The organism is Turicibacter bilis, from assembly GCF_024499055.1.
GTDB lineage: Bacteria > Bacillota_I > Bacilli_A > MOL361 > Turicibacteraceae > Turicibacter > Turicibacter bilis.
The window spans coordinates 887,975-906,038 of record NZ_CP071249.1; the positions used below are offsets into that span (position 1 = coordinate 887,975).

Genomic DNA, 18,064 nt, shown 5'->3' on the forward strand with positions numbered 1-18,064 from the left:
AGGGAGGCATCTGAATGACAGCAACTATTAAAAGCTATTTTGCTTGTGCAAATAGTTCTCGTGGATTTTGTAATTATTTTGAGTCAAATCTTCAAGGGCTTGAACGTTTATATATTTTAAAAGGAGGACCTGGGACTGGAAAATCAACGTTGATGAAAAAAATCGGCGCTGACTTCTATGATTTAGGTTACGATATTGAGTTTATTTATTGTTCATCTGATGCAAGTTCATTAGATGGTGTTTTAATTCCTGCTTTAAAAGTTGGAATTGTTGATGGGACAGCGCCACATGTGATTGAGCCAACCGCTCCTGGTGCAATTGAGCAATATGTCAACTTAGGGATCGCGTGGGATAAAGAAAAACTTTCCCCTTATAAAGATGAAATTCTTTTATTAAAACATGAAATTAGTGCCTGTTATGAACGACTTTATTCAGAATATGCTCATGCATTAGAAATTCATGATGCATGGGAAAAAATTTATATTGATGAGATGGACTTTAACTTAGCTCCTCAATTTAGATACGTTATTTGCGAAACCTTATTAAAATATCCTTCAATTAACCGTACTCCAACTGTTAAACATCGATTCTTTGGTGCATCGACTCCTACTGGTTCTGTAGATCACATTGAAGACTTAACACATGATTTAAAACGTTATTTTATTAAAGGTCGTCCTGGAACAGGGAAATCAACACTTTTAAAAGAATTAGCTAAAAAAAGTGAAACATTAGGGTATGATACTGAAATTTATCACTGTTCATTCGACCCTGAATCATTAGATATGGTTTTAATCCCTCAACTAAACATCTGCTTCTTCGATTCAACCGCTCCTCATGAATACTTTCCAAGTCTTGAAACAGATGAAGTAATTGATACGTATGAAACGTTAATTACTCCAGGTACCGATGAAGCTAATGCCGATCGATTAGCTGAAATCGCCAGTTTATATAAAGCAACTATTAAAAAAGGAACAACTGCTTTAGGCGAAGCAAAAAAACTCCATGATGTATTAGAAGAAATTTATATTAAAGCCATGAACTTTCAAATCATTGAAGGGATTTATGAACAAATTAAATCTGAAATTTATGACTTAATCAAATAGAAAAAGAGGTGTATCAATTTGGATACACCTCTTCTGTATTGGCTGTGTTTTAAATAAATGTTGATGGTTAAAGTGATTAATATTAACTACACTCTTCTAAAACACAGCCTATGATTTAAATGGATTAGGTTTTTATTTAAATCGTTCTTAGTTTAACAGTGTAGGTAAAAATAGTTTGTTAAGGGTATTGATACTGGGGTAAATCATTGGTTTAGACAACCTTTAAACATTGAGTACCTATATGAACCATGATCCTATATTCAGGTGCTTATCATACCTCAATTTATCTTCCTCGTCACTCACTTTTACCAAACTTTTTACAAGATTATACATTTTTATTTTTCTTAGCGAATTATTTCAACCAGGTTGAATTGTTTATTTTCATATTCGTACTTACAAATGGCACAATTCGAAAAAGCACCATTCACCATCGCTTGTTTTGCTTCCTCTTCAGTTATCCAGTTTCTCATGAAATGAAAACAAGCTCCCGCATGTGAAACGGCTAAGACGATTTGATGATCGTCTTTTTCCATAATCCCAAGGCAAGTTTCTTTCATTCGTTGTTTCACTTCTTCTTGAGATTCTCCCCCATAAGGAACGAAAAAGTCTTTATATCCCTCTGGCGTTTTTGGATTTAAGTCTTCGCTTTCACCTTCAAAGGTTCCGAAATTCATTTCTTTTAATCCTTTTAGACGTTGATAAGTAATGGACTCACCAACGACTAATTCTAAGGTGTCAGATGCTCGTTCAGCTGTTGAACTGTAGAAATGGTCAAAGTTAATTCCCTTTAATCGCTCTCCCGCTTCTTTTGCTTGAATGATTCCTTGCTCTGTTAGAGGTGAATCACAAGCCCCCTGAATTTTTCGACGAACATTGAACAGTGTTTGCCCATGTCTCATTAAATAAAATGTTTTCTTCATGTTTATTCCCCGTTTTGTGCTTATTTTAACAGTTTTACACAACTTATGTAAAGCGTTTCTATTTTAGGATTTGATTGTAATAGGAGAAATAAAAAGTTTTATCTTTTTTAGGTTGTGTTTTAAATAAATGTTGAGGTTTAAAACCATTGATATTAACTACTATATATCTTGTAGTTATCGAACAATGATGTAAGTAAATTAGTATGTTTTAAAGAAATATCAACACGCTTCTAAAACAGAGCCTTTGTATTTAATTAGCGGCGCTTTGACTTATCGTTGCCTTTAGCTTCTTTTTTAACCAATAACGCCTCCATTTTAGTTTTAATTTGATGATAACTCACAGGATCAAATAATAAATCATTCCAAATTTTTACCTGATTATCACGCATTCCTGCAATGACCTGTTCATAATTTGGACGTACAACGACTGCAACGCCTTCTTTCTTTTTAATTTCTACTGTGACTACTTCTTTTTGTCTAGTTTCGAATTGTTTAACAGAACCATTGTTAGTATCTTTCCACATATTTCTCTCTCCCTTTGCTTATATAAATTAAAATACATCTGATGCGACTATCATTTTCATATTGGCAGAATGCCCTGCGTCACATTAAACTGTATGCTTAGATGGATGAAATATGCAAAAAAATTAAGCTATGCACTTAATTTTTTAGAGCACTTGAATCACCATACTCACTTATCCAAACCAATCGACATTTTCCTAGGAAATACTTATAAAAACGACCACCATTTTCGCATTTAAAAGAATACTTGTTTTTTCAGCCATTACATTCCCGACATTCATATTTAATCCTCTCCCTACAAGCAATATAGTTCTTCCTTAATCACGTGTTATGACATGGCGTTGATCTATCTTCTTAAGCGTCTCAAGAAAAGCAACGAATTTTTTACTCACGAATGTTAAGAAGTGTGAATACACGGTCATCTTTTTTTCATTTGTGTTATAATAAAACAAAAGATTAAAGAGTAATGGAGTAATAAGATGCAAATTATTATTAATGAGGTGCCAATTTATTTTGAGGTTCAATTTTCAAAACGTTCAAAAATAAACTTAGATGTCAGCCCAGAAGGATATCTGACATTAAAAGTTCCGACTAAAACAAGTGAAGATGAAATTATGACCTATATGAAATCTCAATCAAAGTTTTTATTAAATCTTCAAGAAAAATTAAACAATCGAAAATATATTTCAAATCAAAAATCATATGATAATGAAGAATTATTTTTATATTTAGGAAAAGGATTCCCACTTCATGAATTACTAGATGAAATTCCTGAAACAGAAGTCGAAATTCAATCCCAACTGAAGAAGTTATATACGAAAAAGACAAAACAATATGTAAAGAAACGTGTCACTTATTTCGAAAAAATCATTGGCGTGAAAGCTAAATCAATTACCGTCGTCGACTCCCCTCGTACATGGGGAACTTGTAATTCAAACAAAGATTTAACATTTAATTACAAACTTTCAATGGCGCCAACCAACGTCATTGATTACGTCGTGATTCATGAGCTGTGTCATATTCACCATATGAATCATGACCGTTCGTTCTGGCGTAAAGTCGGAATGTATGATCCTAATTATAAACAACACCAAGCTTACCTTGAAAAATTCGGTGGTGTTATGACCATCTAAACGAAAAAAGCACTTTAGAGGATTCTAAAGTGCTTTTTATCTATGACATAGCTATAAGCTATAAAAATCAAAATGGCGCGCCTGGCAGGAGTCGAACCCACAACCCTCTGATCCGAAGTCAGATGCTCTATCCAATTGAGCTACAAGCGCTAATTTAATATTTGCGACTATTTAAGTTTAACATAACTTTTTTCATTTTACAATATATTCCTTTTGATTTTTATCACTATTAAAAACTTAAGCTTATTCCATACCTAAATTCTAATAATCTTAATGAAAAAAATCGTCGAAATGACGATTTTTTATTTTTTCTTTAGTTGTGTGTTATAGACAATTTGACATCCTAGCTTTCTTGGAATGAAGCGATTGAAGAAGAGTAACACTCGGTTAGAAAGACCTGGAACAATTAAAGTCTGTCCTTTCATCAACTCTTGATACGCATACTCTGCGACTTCTTTTGCCGTTGGAACTTTTAATATTGACTTTGCTAATTTAATGTCTGCTTTTTGTTGAAACTCTGTATCAACTGGTCCTGGACAAAGCACACTCACTACAACCTTTGATTGTTTTGCTTCTAGTTCTTTTGCAATCGCTTCTGTTAACTGCAAGACATATCCCTTACTCGCATAATAGGTTGCCATTAATGGACCTGATTGAAACGCAGCAGTCGAGGCGACATTCAATAGATATCCTTCATCTTGACGGACAAAGTCTTTTAAAAACAGCTTACTTAAATAATGAACACTTTTAATATTTAAATCAATCATATTAAATTCATCTTCAATATCAAGATTTAAAAATTCACCATATAAGCCATAACCCGCATTATTAATTAATCCTACAACGTGATAACTTTGACAATTTTCATGCAACTGTTTTAAACTGCTAAGATCAGATAAATCAGCTGGCATTATGATGACCTCGCGTAGATAGTTAGATTCAATCTTTGCTTTTATTTGTTTAAGTCGATCTACTCGTCTAGCTACAATGATAAGATCATGTCCTTGTTGAGCTAAAACATCACACATTGCTTCTCCAATTCCTGATGAAGCACCCGTTACAATGAAATAAGACATAGTCGCCTCCTCCTTATAAAAGAAAAAGAAGAAAGCAAAACCATATTTTAAACAAATAGAGTTTTGCATTCTTCCTTCATGAGATTATTTTTTCTCACATGATTTTGCTAAAATTTCGATAGCTCCCTTAGCTGCCTGTTGTTCAGCCTCTTTCTTTGTTTTACCGATTCCACGACCTAATGTGATGCCATCTAATAAAACGATCGCCTCGAATGAACGATTATGGGCTGGACCTGTTTCAGAGACAATACGATATTCGATTGCCTTTTTAGAGTCAGCCTGTACAAGTTCTTGCAAGGTACTTTTATAATCAAAGACTTGTGTGACTTCACCTTTTTGATAAGCTTTATGGATAATCGTATGAACAAATGAATACACGGTATCCATTCCTAAATCAAGATACATCGCACCGATAAATGCTTCAAATGCATCCGCTAAGACAGTTGGACGTTCACGTCCACCTGAATTTTCTTCACCACGACCAAGCAACATTAGCTTTCCTAAATTTAAATTACGCGCGTAAGACTCTAGAGACGGCTCACAGACTAATTGGGCACGAATTTTAGTCATTTCCCCTTCAGATAACGCAGGTTTTAAATTAAATAAGTAATTCGATACCGTCAACTCTAAGACTGCATCTCCTAAATATTCAAGACGTTCATTATCCTCAATTTTTAGGTGACGATGTTCATTGACGTATGATGAATGTGTAAATGCTTGACAATAACGGTCAAGTTGTTTAAATGGGATCTTATTTTCTTTTAAAAACTCCGTTAATTGATCTAAATACGCCATGTGTTTTCACCTCCATTCAAAGACCAAATAATTATAACCCTTTTCCTGTTATTTCACAAGTGATTCAAGCTAAGACGACGTGTTTCGACGAAAATAGATGATATTTTCGCCGAAATCATTCACTCATTACTCTGCTTTTAATGCCTGACTAATTTTTGCTACGACATCTTTAGATACCGTTTCGCGTGCCTGACGAATCGCATTCATTAACGCAATTGAATCTGATGATCCATGTGCTTTAATAACTGGCGCTGAAACTCCTAATAAAATTCCACCACCAACTTCTGATGCATCCATACGCTTTTTAATACGGGCAAACGCTGGCTTTAATAATAAAGCTCCAATTTTACCTCGAGTGGATGACATTAATTCTTCTTTAATTAATGATAATAACGATTTAGACGTTCCCTCTACTGATTTTAAAGCGATGTTTCCAGAATAGCCATCTGCTACAATGATATCCACTTCACCTGCAATCATCGTTTTCCCTTCCATATTCCCAACAAAGTTGATCGTTGGATCCGCTGCGATTAAGGCGAATGCTTCTTTTTGTAAGTCAGTTCCTTTTCCATCTTCAGTTCCAATATTTAAAAGCGCAACTGTAGGATTTTCAATATTCATCACTTCACGTGCATAAATAGAAGCGATTTTAGCATTTTGATATAAATATTGAGGTTTGGCGTCACTTGTTGCTCCCGCATCACATAAAATAGTATATTTATTTTCTTTGATCGTTGGCATCACTGGTGCTAAAGCTGGACGCTCGACTTCTTTTAAACGTTTAACGACTAATGTTCCCGCTGCAATTAATGCTCCTGTTGCTCCAGCTGAAACGACAGCATCAATATCACCTGTTTTTGCATCTTTACACGCACGAACCATTGATGAATCTTTAAATTTACGAATAGCCATCGCAGGATCTTTAACGTCCATCGGAATGACTTGCTCACAATGAACGATTTTAATACGGTCATGTGGTTGTTTCATAAACTTTTGAATCTCTGATTCAATTCCATATAAGCTGATTTCAATATCATCAAATTTTTCAACAGCAGCATAGGCACCTAAGACAGTTTGTTCTGGCGCAAAATCGCCACCCATGGCATCTAATCCGATTTTAATCATGTATTTGTTCACCTATCTCTTCTATTTTATTTCACTAATTACCATTATAAACTATTTTATAACAGAAAGAATACTATTTTAATCAAATTGGTGCATTTCATTAGCAACAGTCTCCTGGATATAATCACGAAGTCCTAAGAATTCATTATTATGGTGGAACTCATCTGAACTCACAAGATGATAAGCATCTTGCATCGCAACTTCTAAAATTTTATAGTCTTCAACGAGATCTGCCATTTTAAAGACTGGTGCACCTGATTGTTTTTCACCAAAGAAATCCCCTGGTCCACGAAGTTTTAAATCCGCCTCTGCAATTTCAAATCCATCGGTTGTTCCTGTCATAATTTTTAAACGTTCTAAACTCTGCTCATTTTTAATATCACTCATGAGTAAACAATAAGCTTGCTGACTTCCACGCCCGACACGCCCTCTTAACTGATGAAGCTGTGAAAGTCCGAATCGGTGTGCATCATAAATCAGCATTAAGTTCGCATTTGGAACGTTTACCCCAACTTCAATCACCGTTGTCGAGATTAAAATTTGCGAACGATTCGCGACGAAATCTTCCATGACTGCATCTTTTTCAGCTTGTGATAAACGTCCGTGCATCAGTCCAACTTTTGCTTTCCCCTCAAAATGATGTTGCCATAAATGATACACTTCAACGGCATTTTGAACGTCCATCGCTTCTGATTCTTCAATGAGTGGCGTAATGACGTAAGCTTGTTGCCCTTGATCTAAAATCGTTTCTTGAATAAATCCAAGTGCACGATCCAGTTTAGAGCTATCAATCAAGAACGTTTCCACCGGTTTACGACCTTGTGGCAGTTGGTTAATAATCGAGACATCCATATCTCCAAATGCTGAAATCGCAAGCGTACGTGGAATAGGTGTTGCTGTCATCATTAAAACATCAACAAAGTCCCCTTTTTCACGCAACATTTTTCGTTGATTAACCCCAAAGCGATGCTGCTCATCCGTAATAACAAGTCCTAGTTGCTTAAAGATAACATCCTGTTGGATAATGGCGTGCGTTCCGATAATTAAATGAATCTCACCACTCGCTAGTTGCTCTAAAATTTCTCTTCGACGTTTCCCTTTAACCGAGCTACTTAAAAACTCAATTTTAAACGCCGGATAAGGCTTAAAGAGTTCTAAGAGTGATTTATAATGCTGTTGTCCTAAAATCTCTGTCGGCACCATTAACGCCGTCTGATACCCAGATAGCATGACCATTAATAAACTAATCGCCGCGACGACTGTTTTCCCTGATCCAACGTCCCCTTGTAATAAACGATTCATGCGACTTCCCGAACGCAAATCTTGTTTAATATCTTCTAATACCTTTTTCTGAGCATCCGTAAGCGTAAATGGCAGTCGATTCATAAATTCAATAACTTGGTGTTCATCAAAAATCTTCTCTGCTCCTTGGCGCTCACTTTTCGTTTGATAACGTAAATATTGAATTTTTAATTGAAATTTTAATAACTCTTCATATTTAACACGTCGCTGTACTTGTCGTACTTGCTCTTTATTTTCTGGAAAATGTGAAAACAATACCGCATCTTCATAAGAAATGAGACGATATTGCTGTCTCAATTGAAGCGGGAGGTCATCACGTAATTGCATCGCATACTGATCATAGGCCTCTTTTACAATCTTTTTGAACGTTTTAAGTGGAACTTCTTTTAGGGAATAGACCGGTTCAATCCCTCGTCCATCTGCTGTACCCATTTTTATATCAGTAGCAGTAATCACTTTACGTCCGAGATCCCATTTACCTGTCACGGTAATCAATGTATCTAGCTTTAATTGATTTTTTAAGAAAGTACGGTTAAAAACAACGACTTTCACAACCTCATGATTCACTAACACATTAAACGTCATACGTGCTTTCATTTTTCCATAGTATTGAACTTGGCAAGCTGTAATAACTTTCCCTTCAACTGTAATTTTTTCTTCATGCATGGCGCGATGAATGTCAATTAACTCAAAGTTTTCATAACGATAAGGAAAATACTCCAGTAAATCTTTCACACTTACAATTTTTAATTGATGTAATTTTTCAAGCAGCGAAGGACCTACCCCTTTTATTTTTTCAACAGGAATACTTGCTAGTGACATTTCATCACACCCTTTCAACTATTTTTTAAATGATTTGGTGAACAAGTGTTCTCTAATTGATATTTTAGCATAAACAGTTTAGGCATTCAAAGCATAAAAAAGATGTGAGGTGAAACCTCACATCTTTTGTAAATTATTCTACTGAGATAATGTATGAGTAAACAGGTTGTTGACCGTCGAAGATTGTAACTTCAACGTCATCGTATTTATTTTCGATGTATTCAGCTAATTCATCTGCTTCATCTTCATCGACACCCTCACCGTATAGGATTGTGACGATTTCACTATCTTCATCAATCATTTTATCCACTAAAGCACAAGCACTTTCGAAACGCTCTGGAACAGACACGATAATATCCTTATCTAAAATTCCGATAAAGTCGTTTTCTTTAATGTCTACACCATTCATTTGTGTATCACGAACTGCATATGTCACTTGTCCAGATTTCACTTCTGTAATGGCCTGATTCATCTCTTCTGTATTATCTTCTACTGATGCATGTTCATTAAACATCATTAAAGCCGTGTATCCTTGTGGGATTGTTTTTGATGGAACAACAACGACATTAACATCTTCCGTTACTTGAGCGGCTTGATTAGCTGCCATAATGATATTACTGTTGTTTGGTAAGATAATAATATTTTTAGCATTTAACTCATCAATAGCTTTTAAGAAGTCTTCTGTTGAAGGGTTCATTGTTTGTCCACCTTCAATCACATAATGGCATCCTTGCTCTTCAAATAAATGCTTAATTCCTTCTCCCGCTACCACTGAAATAATTCCATATTCAGCTTGTTCACGTTTCGCTGGTTCTGATTGTGGTGCATTTTGACCAATAATTTCATTATGTTGTTCCGTCATATTTTCAATTTTTAACTTCACGAATTCACCATGTTTTTGTGCTAAGTTTAACGCATCACCTGGTGTTAATGTATGAACATGTACTTTAACGATATCTTCATCTTGTACCACAACAATTGAGTTTCCTAATTTCTCTAAACGTCCACGGAAGACATCTTCTTTAAATGGTGTACGTTCTTCATCTAAACGGATGATAAACTCTGTACAATATCCAAATTCTACCTCATCACTCGATAAAGCTGTTTGTGCAGATTCTCCTGTTGCTTCTGTTTGAGCTTCTAAAACAATTGTTTCTCCTTTTAACGCTTTTAAGAATCCTTCAAAAATATAAAGTAATCCTTGTCCACCACTATCAACAACACCAACTTCTTTTAAAACTGGTAATAATTCTGGTGTACGATTTAATGAAATTTGCATTTCATTTACTACTAAATCATATAAATCAACAATTGTTTCAACTGTTTCATATTTTGCACCAGCTGCTTCAGCAGATTCACGAGCAACGGTTAAAATTGTTCCTTCAATAGGCTTCATAACAGCTTTGTATGCTGTTTTAACTCCACTTTCTAAGGCTTTAGCAATATCTTCAATATCCGCTTCGTCTTTCCCCTCAAGACCTGTTGCAAATCCTCTAAATAATTGTGATAAAATAACACCTGAGTTTCCACGTGCACCCATTAATAAACCACGTGATAAAACTTTTGCAACTTTTCCAATTGAAGCTTCTTCTAAAGAAACTAATTCTTTAGCTCCAGCCGTCATCGTCATACTCATATTCGTCCCTGTATCACCATCTGGAACAGGGAATACGTTAAGCTGGTCTACATATTTAGATCTGTTCGCTAAGTTGTTAGCTCCATTAATTACCATTTGTTTAAATACGATACCATTAATCTGTTTCAACGACATGAATAATACTCCTCCTAGCGATCTAACCCTTTAACTCCTTGTACAAACACATTAACTTCTTTAACATGTTCTCCGAAAGTTTTTTCGATCACATATTGAACTTTTTTCTGAATTTCAAAACATACTTCTGAAACTTTAATTCCGATTCCGACAATTACATATAAGTCTACAATCAGTTTATTATTTTCATCTGCGCGCAGTGTAACACCTTTACTATAGTTTTCTTTTCCTAAAACAACAGCTAAACCATCTTTAACTAAATTCTTTGAAGCCATCCCGACAACACCATAACATTCTGTTGTTGCATTTCCAATGACTGTTGAAAGGGCATCTCTTGAAATGTCAATTCGACCATATTCATTTTTAATTTGGACTGTCATATGTGACAAACCTCCCTCATCGCTATATTCTTACTTTCAATTTTACTATATATTATACACATTGACAAATATAAAATGTCATCTAGAAGGTGTAAAACCGCCTTAACATGACTATTCTCTGCATTTCTTTCAAAAAAACTTGCTAATCCACAAAAAGTATGATAAATTAATAGGAGTCTTAGATAAGAATGTGAAGTAAGGAGGTTTTTACTAATGGCTCGTGTTTGTACAGTAACTGGACGTCGTACTAAAACTGGAAACGCTCGTTCACACGCAATGAACGCTTCAAAACGTACTTGGAAGTCTAACGTTCAAAAAGTTAAAATCTTAGTTAACGGTAAACCTAAAAAAGTATACGTTTCTGCTCGCGCATTAAAATCAGGAAAAGTAGAACGCGTTTATTAATAACATAAAAAAGGTTATCTCTTCGGAGGTAACTTTTTTTATGTTATTAAATAATTTTTCATATCAATCTTTATTGACTCAAACATCAAACTTATACAAATGGCCGGCCACTTCATTAGGTGCAAAAACATACAACTTTAATTTGTTAAGCCTTTATCATTGCACAGCTTCTGCAATGAGATACCGGAATTACCAGCGAAAGATAGAGATAGCAAGCAAATATTTTCTCTTGTTGAGAAAGTAAACAATTAAACAAATTATTTACATTTTTACAACTTCTACTTCTTCTTAGTCCACATTTTGATTTTTTTCATGGGCCTATTCGTATATAGCTTTTGATGCATAACGATGAAGTTCCTCATTATCTTCTCATTTTAAGGATGATTACTTCATCTCTCTCTTCTCTCTTTAGTCAATCCAAATTCGAATTTTAGCATCTTTCGTATCAATCGTCATTAGATCTCCCATTACCTCTGAATCAATCAGTGCTAAAATTTCTTCAATATCTAGATTAACATTTTCACCGACTTTAGCATTTAATTGCTTTTGAACAATTCCCATTTTTAGAACGGCTTTAGCTAAATTTAATGGAAAATTAATTTGAACTGTTTCTTTTTCTCCCTCTTCCGTCGATAATATGTCTAATCTTAAGAATCGTCCTATCGGGTGTGAATTTACTCGGGCCACTTTTTGTTCAGATTTTTGCATAGCTTGAATCAGTTTCTGACCTTCCTCCGATGTAATGACACCACTTTCTATCATTTTTAATACTCGTATTAATTCTTCACTCATTTTAATCATCCTTTCTAGCTAAAATCATTAATCAATCCAGATTCGTACATTTACTGAATTACGATCAATAGTTATTAAATCACCAATGGAATCTAGATTAAGCAAATCTATCATCTCATCTAAATCCGGTTCAATTCCAGTTCTAGTCTGCGCCTTAATTTGTTTTTGAATAAATCCCATTTTTAAAACAGACCTTGCAAGATTAAGAGGAATATTGATTTCAATGACTTCTTCTTCTTTGTCATGGCTGTCTACATTAATGTGTAAAAAACGTCCCGTCATCCCCTGATTCACCTCATTAACTTTTCGATGTGCTGTATCAATCACCTTGATCAACGCTTGACCATCTTCTGACGTAATAACACCACTTTCTATCATTTTTAAAATCTTTCCTAACTCATCACCCATATAAACTCCCCCTCTTTATCGTTTTAAGCACTCAGTTGCCTCCTCAACAGTGATATCCCCTCGTTCAAGCTGAGATAAACTATCTTGTTTATCGATTGTTTCTTGTCCTGTTGTAAACCCTAATCCTTGAATTGTTTGATCAAGCATTCGTCTAACGGTTGGATAAGAGATTCCAAGTTCACGTTCAACCTCCTTAATATTCCCACGATTTTTAATAAAGACTATGGCAAAATTTAATAGTTCCTTATCTAAATAACAAAATTCATTTAATGTGTATTGACCATTAATTTGTGTTTTACATCCTTGGCACGTCAATTGTGTAACTAAAAGTCGTTTATAGCAAATAGGACAATGTCCCAACACTTCGTACTGTTTCACCTAAACCCTCCTTACTTTGTCATAATTTTAATAACCGTATTTTTAGACTTCACATTAATAAACTCAAGTGGTGGATACTCCTTCATAATCTTCAGCACTTCTTCTAAGTTTACTAAAATAGTCTGTATCTCTTCTTTACTAAACTTTCCATTAATAGCCTCTTGATCAAACTTAATAAAAGGAGCACATAATCTAAAAAAACTTTTAATCAATCCAAATGAAACTGCCGGCAAATATATTCTCTTCCCATCATCGACAATAAATAATTTAATCTTCTTAGCACGATGCTTTTGTCGCCGTTTTGATTCTTTTTCAATCTCTTTAATTGCTTGCTGAACTGTCAGACGTCCGTCTTCGATTTTCTCTAAAACATAAAGATATGACACTTTAAGCTTCTCTCCTTTCAATTCCTACGTCTCTACATTACCATTATACTCCACGAATCTAAAAATCCAACTCCATAATTAATAATATTAATATATAAATTAATATTATTTAAAAAAACAATATATTTTTTGAAAAATAATTAGCTTTAAATAACTGTTACTGTTTTATATCATTCAATCGTTATTCTAATTCAATGAGCACAAAATAATTTTCAAGCTAATTTAATATGATATCCCCCGTCCTTAAAACAAAGACAATAATAAAAAATAGTTGCCGAATAAATCGACAACTATTTTTAATGTTTTTTAAAGATGTTCATAATACCTACAACAATTGCACTGATCCATTTTGGTAATTTAATCGTATAAAATCTCATCTTATCCGCTCCCCTATTCAAGGATATTAATTACTGTACACTATATGTCCTCATGGAAAAAGATATGACTACAACTTAATCACGACTAAATATCATTAATAAATAACCACTATCAAACGAGACAAAAAAGCTAGATTCAGTTGTCTCATTACTAATGCAACGAATATCATCCTGTGTTAACTCATAATTCGTTAATGGATATTTTAAACGATTTAACGTTAGATTAGTTACCGTTGACTCTAAGGCAAAAAATGAAATATAGGGCAAGCCTGGATGATTGATTTCATGCTGACCTGAGGCTAACACCATTAAGTGATTTCTTTCATCCACTAATGTAATCGGTAAGCCTTTTTTAGCAAACTGAAGTAATAAGCGAATATTAGCTAAGCTATGATCGATTCGTCCACCTAATGATCCATAAATCCGAACATCAGTTGCTTCTTTCGTCATCGCTACATTCAAAGCCACTTCAGTATCCGTTTCATCTTTTTCACTTGGTAATTGAACAAGTTCCAACGCAGAATCTTTAATTTTAGCAAACTCAGATTCCGTCACTGAATCAAAATCTCCAATAGCGATATCCGGACAAATTCCATGCTCTACTAAAGTTAAAGCTCCTCGATCGACTCCAATCACGAAGCTCGCTTTAATATGTTCTAAATCTAACCACGCATTTGGTGCTCCGCTAATAATCGCAATTTTCATTCAAATTACCCCTTAATTTTTTGAATGGCTAATTGACGGTCTACTGCATTAAACACAGCTGATCCAGCAACTACCACATCTGCCCCAGCTTCTTCACATAAGCGGGCTGTTTCCTCGTTAACTCCACCATCAACTTCAATCACATAAGATAAGTTTTGTTCTTGACGCCACTGATTTAATGTCGCAATTTTATTTAATGAATCCGGAATAAAGGTTTGACCTCCGAATCCTGGATTAACTGACATAATTAAAATCCAATCTACCTCTTGTAAAACATGTTTAATCATTTCAAGTGGTGTATGCGGATTTAAAACGACTCCACACTGCATCTCATATTGCTTAATTAATTGTAACGTACGATGTAAATGACGGCATGCCTCTACATGAACTGTAATAATATCTGCTCCCGCCTCTTTAAAATCTTTAATATATTGATCCGGATTTTCAATCATTAAATGAACATCAAATGGCAACTCTGTATGAGGACGTAAACATTTCACAATCCCTGGACCTAATGTAATATTAGGGACGAAATGACCATCCATCACATCAATATGAATATAATCCGCTCCTAGTGAATCAACACATTTTACTTCTTCTGCTAATTTTGAGAAATCAGCAGCTAAAATTGATGGTGCAATTTTCAACATCTTTCCTACTCCTTCATGTCTTAATACTTCGGTTTACGAGTTTTAATTTCTGTTAAGAACTGTAAGTAGTTCTCATATCGGGTTGGGATGATTTCTCCTGCCTCCACAGCCGATTTGACAGCACAACGAGGTTCATTTTCATGCAAGCAACCTCTGAACTTACACTGCTCTGAACGCTCATAGAATTCGATAAAGCATTGTGATAAATCGATAGGTTCTAATTGATCTAAATCTAAAGAACTAAATCCTGGTGTATCTGCGATTAAGCCTTCGCTTAACTTATGTAATTCAACATGTCGAGTTGTATGTTTTCCGCGTCCTAGTGCTTTTGAAATTTCATTAACCTGAATATCTAATGTATGATCGATTGAGTTAAGTAATGACGATTTTCCTACTCCTGATTGACCGCAAATCACAACAATACGATCTTTAATTAAATCACTAATCGATTCTAATCCAAATTGTCGTTTAGATGAGGTCTCAATGACTTCATAACCAATTTCACGGTAATAATTAATCGTTGGTTCAATTGATTGTTTCTCTTCTTCACTCAATAAATCCATCTTCGTTAGCACAATAACAGGTTCAATGCGATTCATTTCAATAACAGCTAAAAAACGATCTAACAACTTCGGACTGAAGTCGGGTTCTTTCACTGAAAAAACAACTAATGCTAAATCTACATTAGCAATAGGTGGGCGCACTAATTCATTTTTTCGAGGGCCGATTTCCATCACATAACCATTTCCATCAGATTCAACTAAAAACTCAACTTCATCTCCTACTAACGGAGTAATTTTCTGTTTACGAAATAATCCTCGACTTCGACATTGAATCATTTCTTTACTTTCTAAATCTTCAACGTAATAAAACCCACTTAAGGCTTTTAAAATAATTCCCTTTTTCAAATTATCACCTACTAAATGATCAGGTTCACTCATCATTTTCTTTATTGTCTATTATTCTTGTCTCGTTGAAGATGATTTTTCTGGAGTCTTTGCGACATATAACGTAACACTAGACTTCACTTTTACGCGTGTTCCGATAGCCGGTGATGTTTTAAATACATCACCATCTTCATAATTCTCATCTTCAATATAAATGACTTTTGCATATTTAAGTCCGATGTCTTTTAATTCCTTTTCTGCCTCTGTCACTGTCATCGTTGAAACATCTGGAACATAAACTTCAGCGACTTTATGAGTTGCAGGTCGATAGATAATGACATAATAAAGCGTGATGGCACAAATTAAGAAAACAGTGAAAGAGACTAATAAAGCTGAGTTTAAAAAGTCAAATTTCTTTCCTTTTCGTCCTTTACGCTTTTTCTTTGATTTCTTAGCCATTTCTTCTGATACCTCCTTCTTCAGGTCAGACATCACCATCGTTTTTTCAAGTGCCTCATCTTTTATACTTTCACTTAGAAGAGGCTCATCGACACGCTCAGTTGTTAACGCTGAGTTTAAATCAATTAATAATTCATCAACACTGTGGTATCGATCGCTTGGTAGCTTGCAGGTACAACGACTAATAATGTTATCTAAACTATTCGGTAATTCCTCTTTGACTAGCTTGATTGAAGGCATTTCTGCTTCTAAATGTTGAAGGGCAATATTAACCGCACCTTCTCCTTTAAAAGGCACATCTCCCGTTAATAATTCATATAAAATAATTCCTAACGCATAAATATCTGAGCGCTCAGTTGCTAAATTTCCACGTGCTAATTCCGGTGCTAAATAATGAACCGAACCCATAATCGTGTTCGTTTGTGTCATATCTGCCTCATTACTTGAAAGAGCAATTCCGAAATCAGTAATTTTTACAACTTGATCATCAGTAATCATAATATTTTGCGATTTAAGATCGCGATGAATGATATTGTTTTGATGAGCATATAAAACCCCCTCAGCTAATTGTGTCATAATATGAATCACTGTTTGAGGTTCTAACGCTCCATGTTCACGTAAATAATCTTTCAATGTTTTTCCTTTAACATATTCCATGACAATAAACGGCTGTTGCTTATAATCACCAACTGTATAAACATGAACGATGTTCGGATGATCCAAATTAATCACTTGTGCTGATTCACGTTTAAATCGTTTAATGAAACGTTCATCTTTCGAAAGCTCATATCGTAACATTTTAATCGCTACATGTCGTTTTAGTGTACGGTCATACGCTAAATAAACATTAGCCATTCCACCATCACCAATTAGCATCTTAATGTCATAGCGCGAATTAATCGTTGTTCCGATAATCATAAAGAGTCACTCCCTTCGAGGCGTTCGCATAAAGCCACTGATATATTATCTTTTCCTCCATTACGATTCGCCACTTCAATCAGTAAATTTACTTTTTCTTCTGTTGACGTTTGTTTGCTTAAAATAGCAAGAATCTCTTGATCATCTACCATCGATGTTAACCCGTCTGTACAAAGTAAGATGGCATCTAATTGATAATGCTCTAACACAAGATAATCAAATTTCAATTCTTTATTCACCCCAAGAGCATTCATAATAATATTACGATGTGGATGATTTTTTGCTTCTTGTTCAGATAGTTTTCCTTCTTCGACTAGTTTACGAACGAAGGTATGATCCTTTGTAATCTGTCTTAATTGGTGATGGGATAAAAGATAAGCTCGACTATCCCCAATATGTGCAAATGCGATAAAAGACTTAGTCATCACAGTTACAATAGCTGTCGTTCCCATTCCATGTGAGATATGATGATCTTCAATATACGTCAAGATATCTTGATTTACTTGATGTAAAATCTTCTTTAACCATTTTCTCAATATTTCTGAGTCATCAAATGTTAAGTCCTCATTAAAGTATTGCTCGATTGTTTTTAATACCATGGCACTTGCGACTTCTCCCGCTTCATGCCCTCCCATGCCATCGGCTACTACAATAATTGAGCAATGTTGATTTTTATAAATTTTAACAGCATCTTCGTTATGTGGTCGGATTTTTCCGACATCAGTCTTATAACACATCTGGTCAAACATT

General features: G+C 34.6%; 21 protein-coding genes and 1 tRNA gene. 3 read left to right on the forward strand and 19 right to left on the reverse strand.

The genetic code is table 11. From position 1 onward, the window contains the following. Positions 1 to 14: 14 nt before the first annotated feature. Positions 15 to 1,103, forward strand: coding sequence for a PRK06851 family protein (locus J0J69_RS04105; RefSeq protein WP_212725677.1), 1,089 nt, complete (start codon positions 15 to 17; stop codon positions 1,101 to 1,103). 344 nt (positions 1,104 to 1,447) lie between these two features. Here the strand turns inward: J0J69_RS04105 and J0J69_RS04110 are convergent, their stop codons facing one another. Further along, positions 1,448 to 2,023: a histidine phosphatase family protein gene (locus J0J69_RS04110; RefSeq protein WP_055274840.1), complete on the reverse strand. Its 576-nt coding sequence runs from the start codon at positions 2,021 to 2,023 to the stop codon at positions 1,448 to 1,450. A 254-nt stretch (positions 2,024 to 2,277) separates the two neighbouring features. Then, positions 2,278 to 2,547: a hypothetical protein gene (locus tag J0J69_RS04115; protein ID WP_055245150.1), complete on the reverse strand. Its 270-nt coding sequence runs from the start codon at positions 2,545 to 2,547 to the stop codon at positions 2,278 to 2,280. Between the two features lie 477 nt (positions 2,548 to 3,024). Here J0J69_RS04115 and J0J69_RS04120 point away from each other — a divergent pair, with 477 nt between their 5' ends. Then, entirely contained in the window at positions 3,025 to 3,678 is a 654-nt protein-coding gene (locus J0J69_RS04120) for a M48 family metallopeptidase (protein ID WP_212725678.1), read from the forward strand. Between the two features lie 73 nt (positions 3,679 to 3,751). Here J0J69_RS04120 and J0J69_RS04125 read toward each other — a convergent pair. From J0J69_RS04125 to J0J69_RS04155, 7 genes are all read right to left on the reverse strand, one after another. Further along, positions 3,752 to 3,828 (reverse strand) — tRNA-Arg (locus tag J0J69_RS04125). 152 nt (positions 3,829 to 3,980) lie between these two features. After that, positions 3,981 to 4,754 carry an SDR family NAD(P)-dependent oxidoreductase gene (locus J0J69_RS04130; RefSeq protein ID WP_212725679.1) on the reverse strand — a complete coding sequence of 258 codons (774 nt, stop codon included), beginning with the start codon at positions 4,752 to 4,754 and terminating at the stop codon, positions 3,981 to 3,983. Positions 4,755 to 4,838: 84 nt separating this feature from the next. Further along, the gene (gene rnc / locus J0J69_RS04135; protein ID WP_055245039.1) at positions 4,839 to 5,549 is read right to left on the reverse strand and encodes a ribonuclease III; all 711 of its coding nucleotides are present in this window, start codon (positions 5,547 to 5,549) and stop codon (positions 4,839 to 4,841) included. Positions 5,550 to 5,675: 126 nt separating this feature from the next. Then, entirely contained in the window at positions 5,676 to 6,674 is a 999-nt protein-coding gene (plsX, locus tag J0J69_RS04140) for a phosphate acyltransferase PlsX (RefSeq protein WP_212725680.1), read from the reverse strand. Positions 6,675 to 6,752: 78 nt separating this feature from the next. Beyond that, a complete protein-coding gene (recG, locus tag J0J69_RS04145; protein WP_212724594.1) occupies positions 6,753 to 8,798 on the reverse strand; it encodes an ATP-dependent DNA helicase RecG in 2,046 nt (681 codons plus the stop codon). A 133-nt stretch (positions 8,799 to 8,931) separates the two neighbouring features. Then, positions 8,932 to 10,569: a DAK2 domain-containing protein gene (locus J0J69_RS04150; protein WP_055274831.1), complete on the reverse strand. Its 1,638-nt coding sequence runs from the start codon at positions 10,567 to 10,569 to the stop codon at positions 8,932 to 8,934. A gap of 14 nt (positions 10,570 to 10,583) precedes the next feature. Beyond that, entirely contained in the window at positions 10,584 to 10,949 is a 366-nt protein-coding gene (locus J0J69_RS04155) for an Asp23/Gls24 family envelope stress response protein (RefSeq protein WP_055245032.1), read from the reverse strand. Between the two features lie 213 nt (positions 10,950 to 11,162). Here J0J69_RS04155 and rpmB point away from each other — a divergent pair, with 213 nt between their 5' ends. Continuing rightward, complete coding sequence (gene rpmB / locus J0J69_RS04160) at positions 11,163 to 11,354, forward strand: 50S ribosomal protein L28 (protein ID WP_055245030.1); 192 nt, start codon at positions 11,163 to 11,165, stop codon at positions 11,352 to 11,354. A gap of 408 nt (positions 11,355 to 11,762) precedes the next feature. Here rpmB and J0J69_RS04165 read toward each other — a convergent pair whose 3' ends face one another. From J0J69_RS04165 to J0J69_RS04205, 10 genes are all read right to left on the reverse strand, one after another. Beyond that, entirely contained in the window at positions 11,763 to 12,146 is a 384-nt protein-coding gene (locus tag J0J69_RS04165; protein ID WP_055245028.1) for an SHOCT-like domain-containing protein, read from the reverse strand. A 27-nt stretch (positions 12,147 to 12,173) separates the two neighbouring features. Next, the gene (locus J0J69_RS04170) at positions 12,174 to 12,554 is read right to left on the reverse strand and encodes a hypothetical protein (RefSeq protein ID WP_055245026.1); all 381 of its coding nucleotides are present in this window, start codon (positions 12,552 to 12,554) and stop codon (positions 12,174 to 12,176) included. A gap of 15 nt (positions 12,555 to 12,569) precedes the next feature. Beyond that, the gene (locus tag J0J69_RS04175; RefSeq protein ID WP_055274829.1) at positions 12,570 to 12,932 is read right to left on the reverse strand and encodes a DUF2089 domain-containing protein; all 363 of its coding nucleotides are present in this window, start codon (positions 12,930 to 12,932) and stop codon (positions 12,570 to 12,572) included. An 11-nt stretch (positions 12,933 to 12,943) separates the two neighbouring features. Beyond that, positions 12,944 to 13,318 carry a hypothetical protein gene (locus J0J69_RS04180; RefSeq protein ID WP_055245023.1) on the reverse strand — a complete coding sequence of 125 codons (375 nt, stop codon included), beginning with the start codon at positions 13,316 to 13,318 and terminating at the stop codon, positions 12,944 to 12,946. A gap of 296 nt (positions 13,319 to 13,614) precedes the next feature. Further along, positions 13,615 to 13,695 carry a stage V sporulation protein SpoVM gene (gene spoVM, locus J0J69_RS13490; protein ID WP_070099811.1) on the reverse strand — a complete coding sequence of 27 codons (81 nt, stop codon included), beginning with the start codon at positions 13,693 to 13,695 and terminating at the stop codon, positions 13,615 to 13,617. Positions 13,696 to 13,770: 75 nt separating this feature from the next. Beyond that, positions 13,771 to 14,400 (reverse strand): thiamine diphosphokinase, encoded by a 630-nt coding sequence (locus J0J69_RS04185; RefSeq protein WP_055274827.1) that lies wholly within the window; start codon positions 14,398 to 14,400, stop codon positions 13,771 to 13,773. A 5-nt stretch (positions 14,401 to 14,405) separates the two neighbouring features. Beyond that, the gene (gene rpe / locus J0J69_RS04190) at positions 14,406 to 15,050 is read right to left on the reverse strand and encodes a ribulose-phosphate 3-epimerase (RefSeq protein ID WP_055242127.1); all 645 of its coding nucleotides are present in this window, start codon (positions 15,048 to 15,050) and stop codon (positions 14,406 to 14,408) included. 20 nt (positions 15,051 to 15,070) lie between these two features. Next, a complete protein-coding gene (gene rsgA, locus J0J69_RS04195) occupies positions 15,071 to 15,958 on the reverse strand; it encodes a ribosome small subunit-dependent GTPase A (RefSeq protein WP_055242125.1) in 888 nt (295 codons plus the stop codon). A 51-nt stretch (positions 15,959 to 16,009) separates the two neighbouring features. Beyond that, positions 16,010 to 17,314 carry a Stk1 family PASTA domain-containing Ser/Thr kinase gene (pknB, locus tag J0J69_RS04200; protein ID WP_082704855.1) on the reverse strand — a complete coding sequence of 435 codons (1,305 nt, stop codon included), beginning with the start codon at positions 17,312 to 17,314 and terminating at the stop codon, positions 16,010 to 16,012. Beyond that, positions 17,311 to 18,063, reverse strand: coding sequence for a Stp1/IreP family PP2C-type Ser/Thr phosphatase (locus J0J69_RS04205; RefSeq protein ID WP_055274823.1), 753 nt, complete (start codon positions 18,061 to 18,063; stop codon positions 17,311 to 17,313). The genes pknB and J0J69_RS04205 overlap by 4 nt, the downstream gene beginning before the upstream one ends. Position 18,064: the final 1 nt, after the last annotated feature.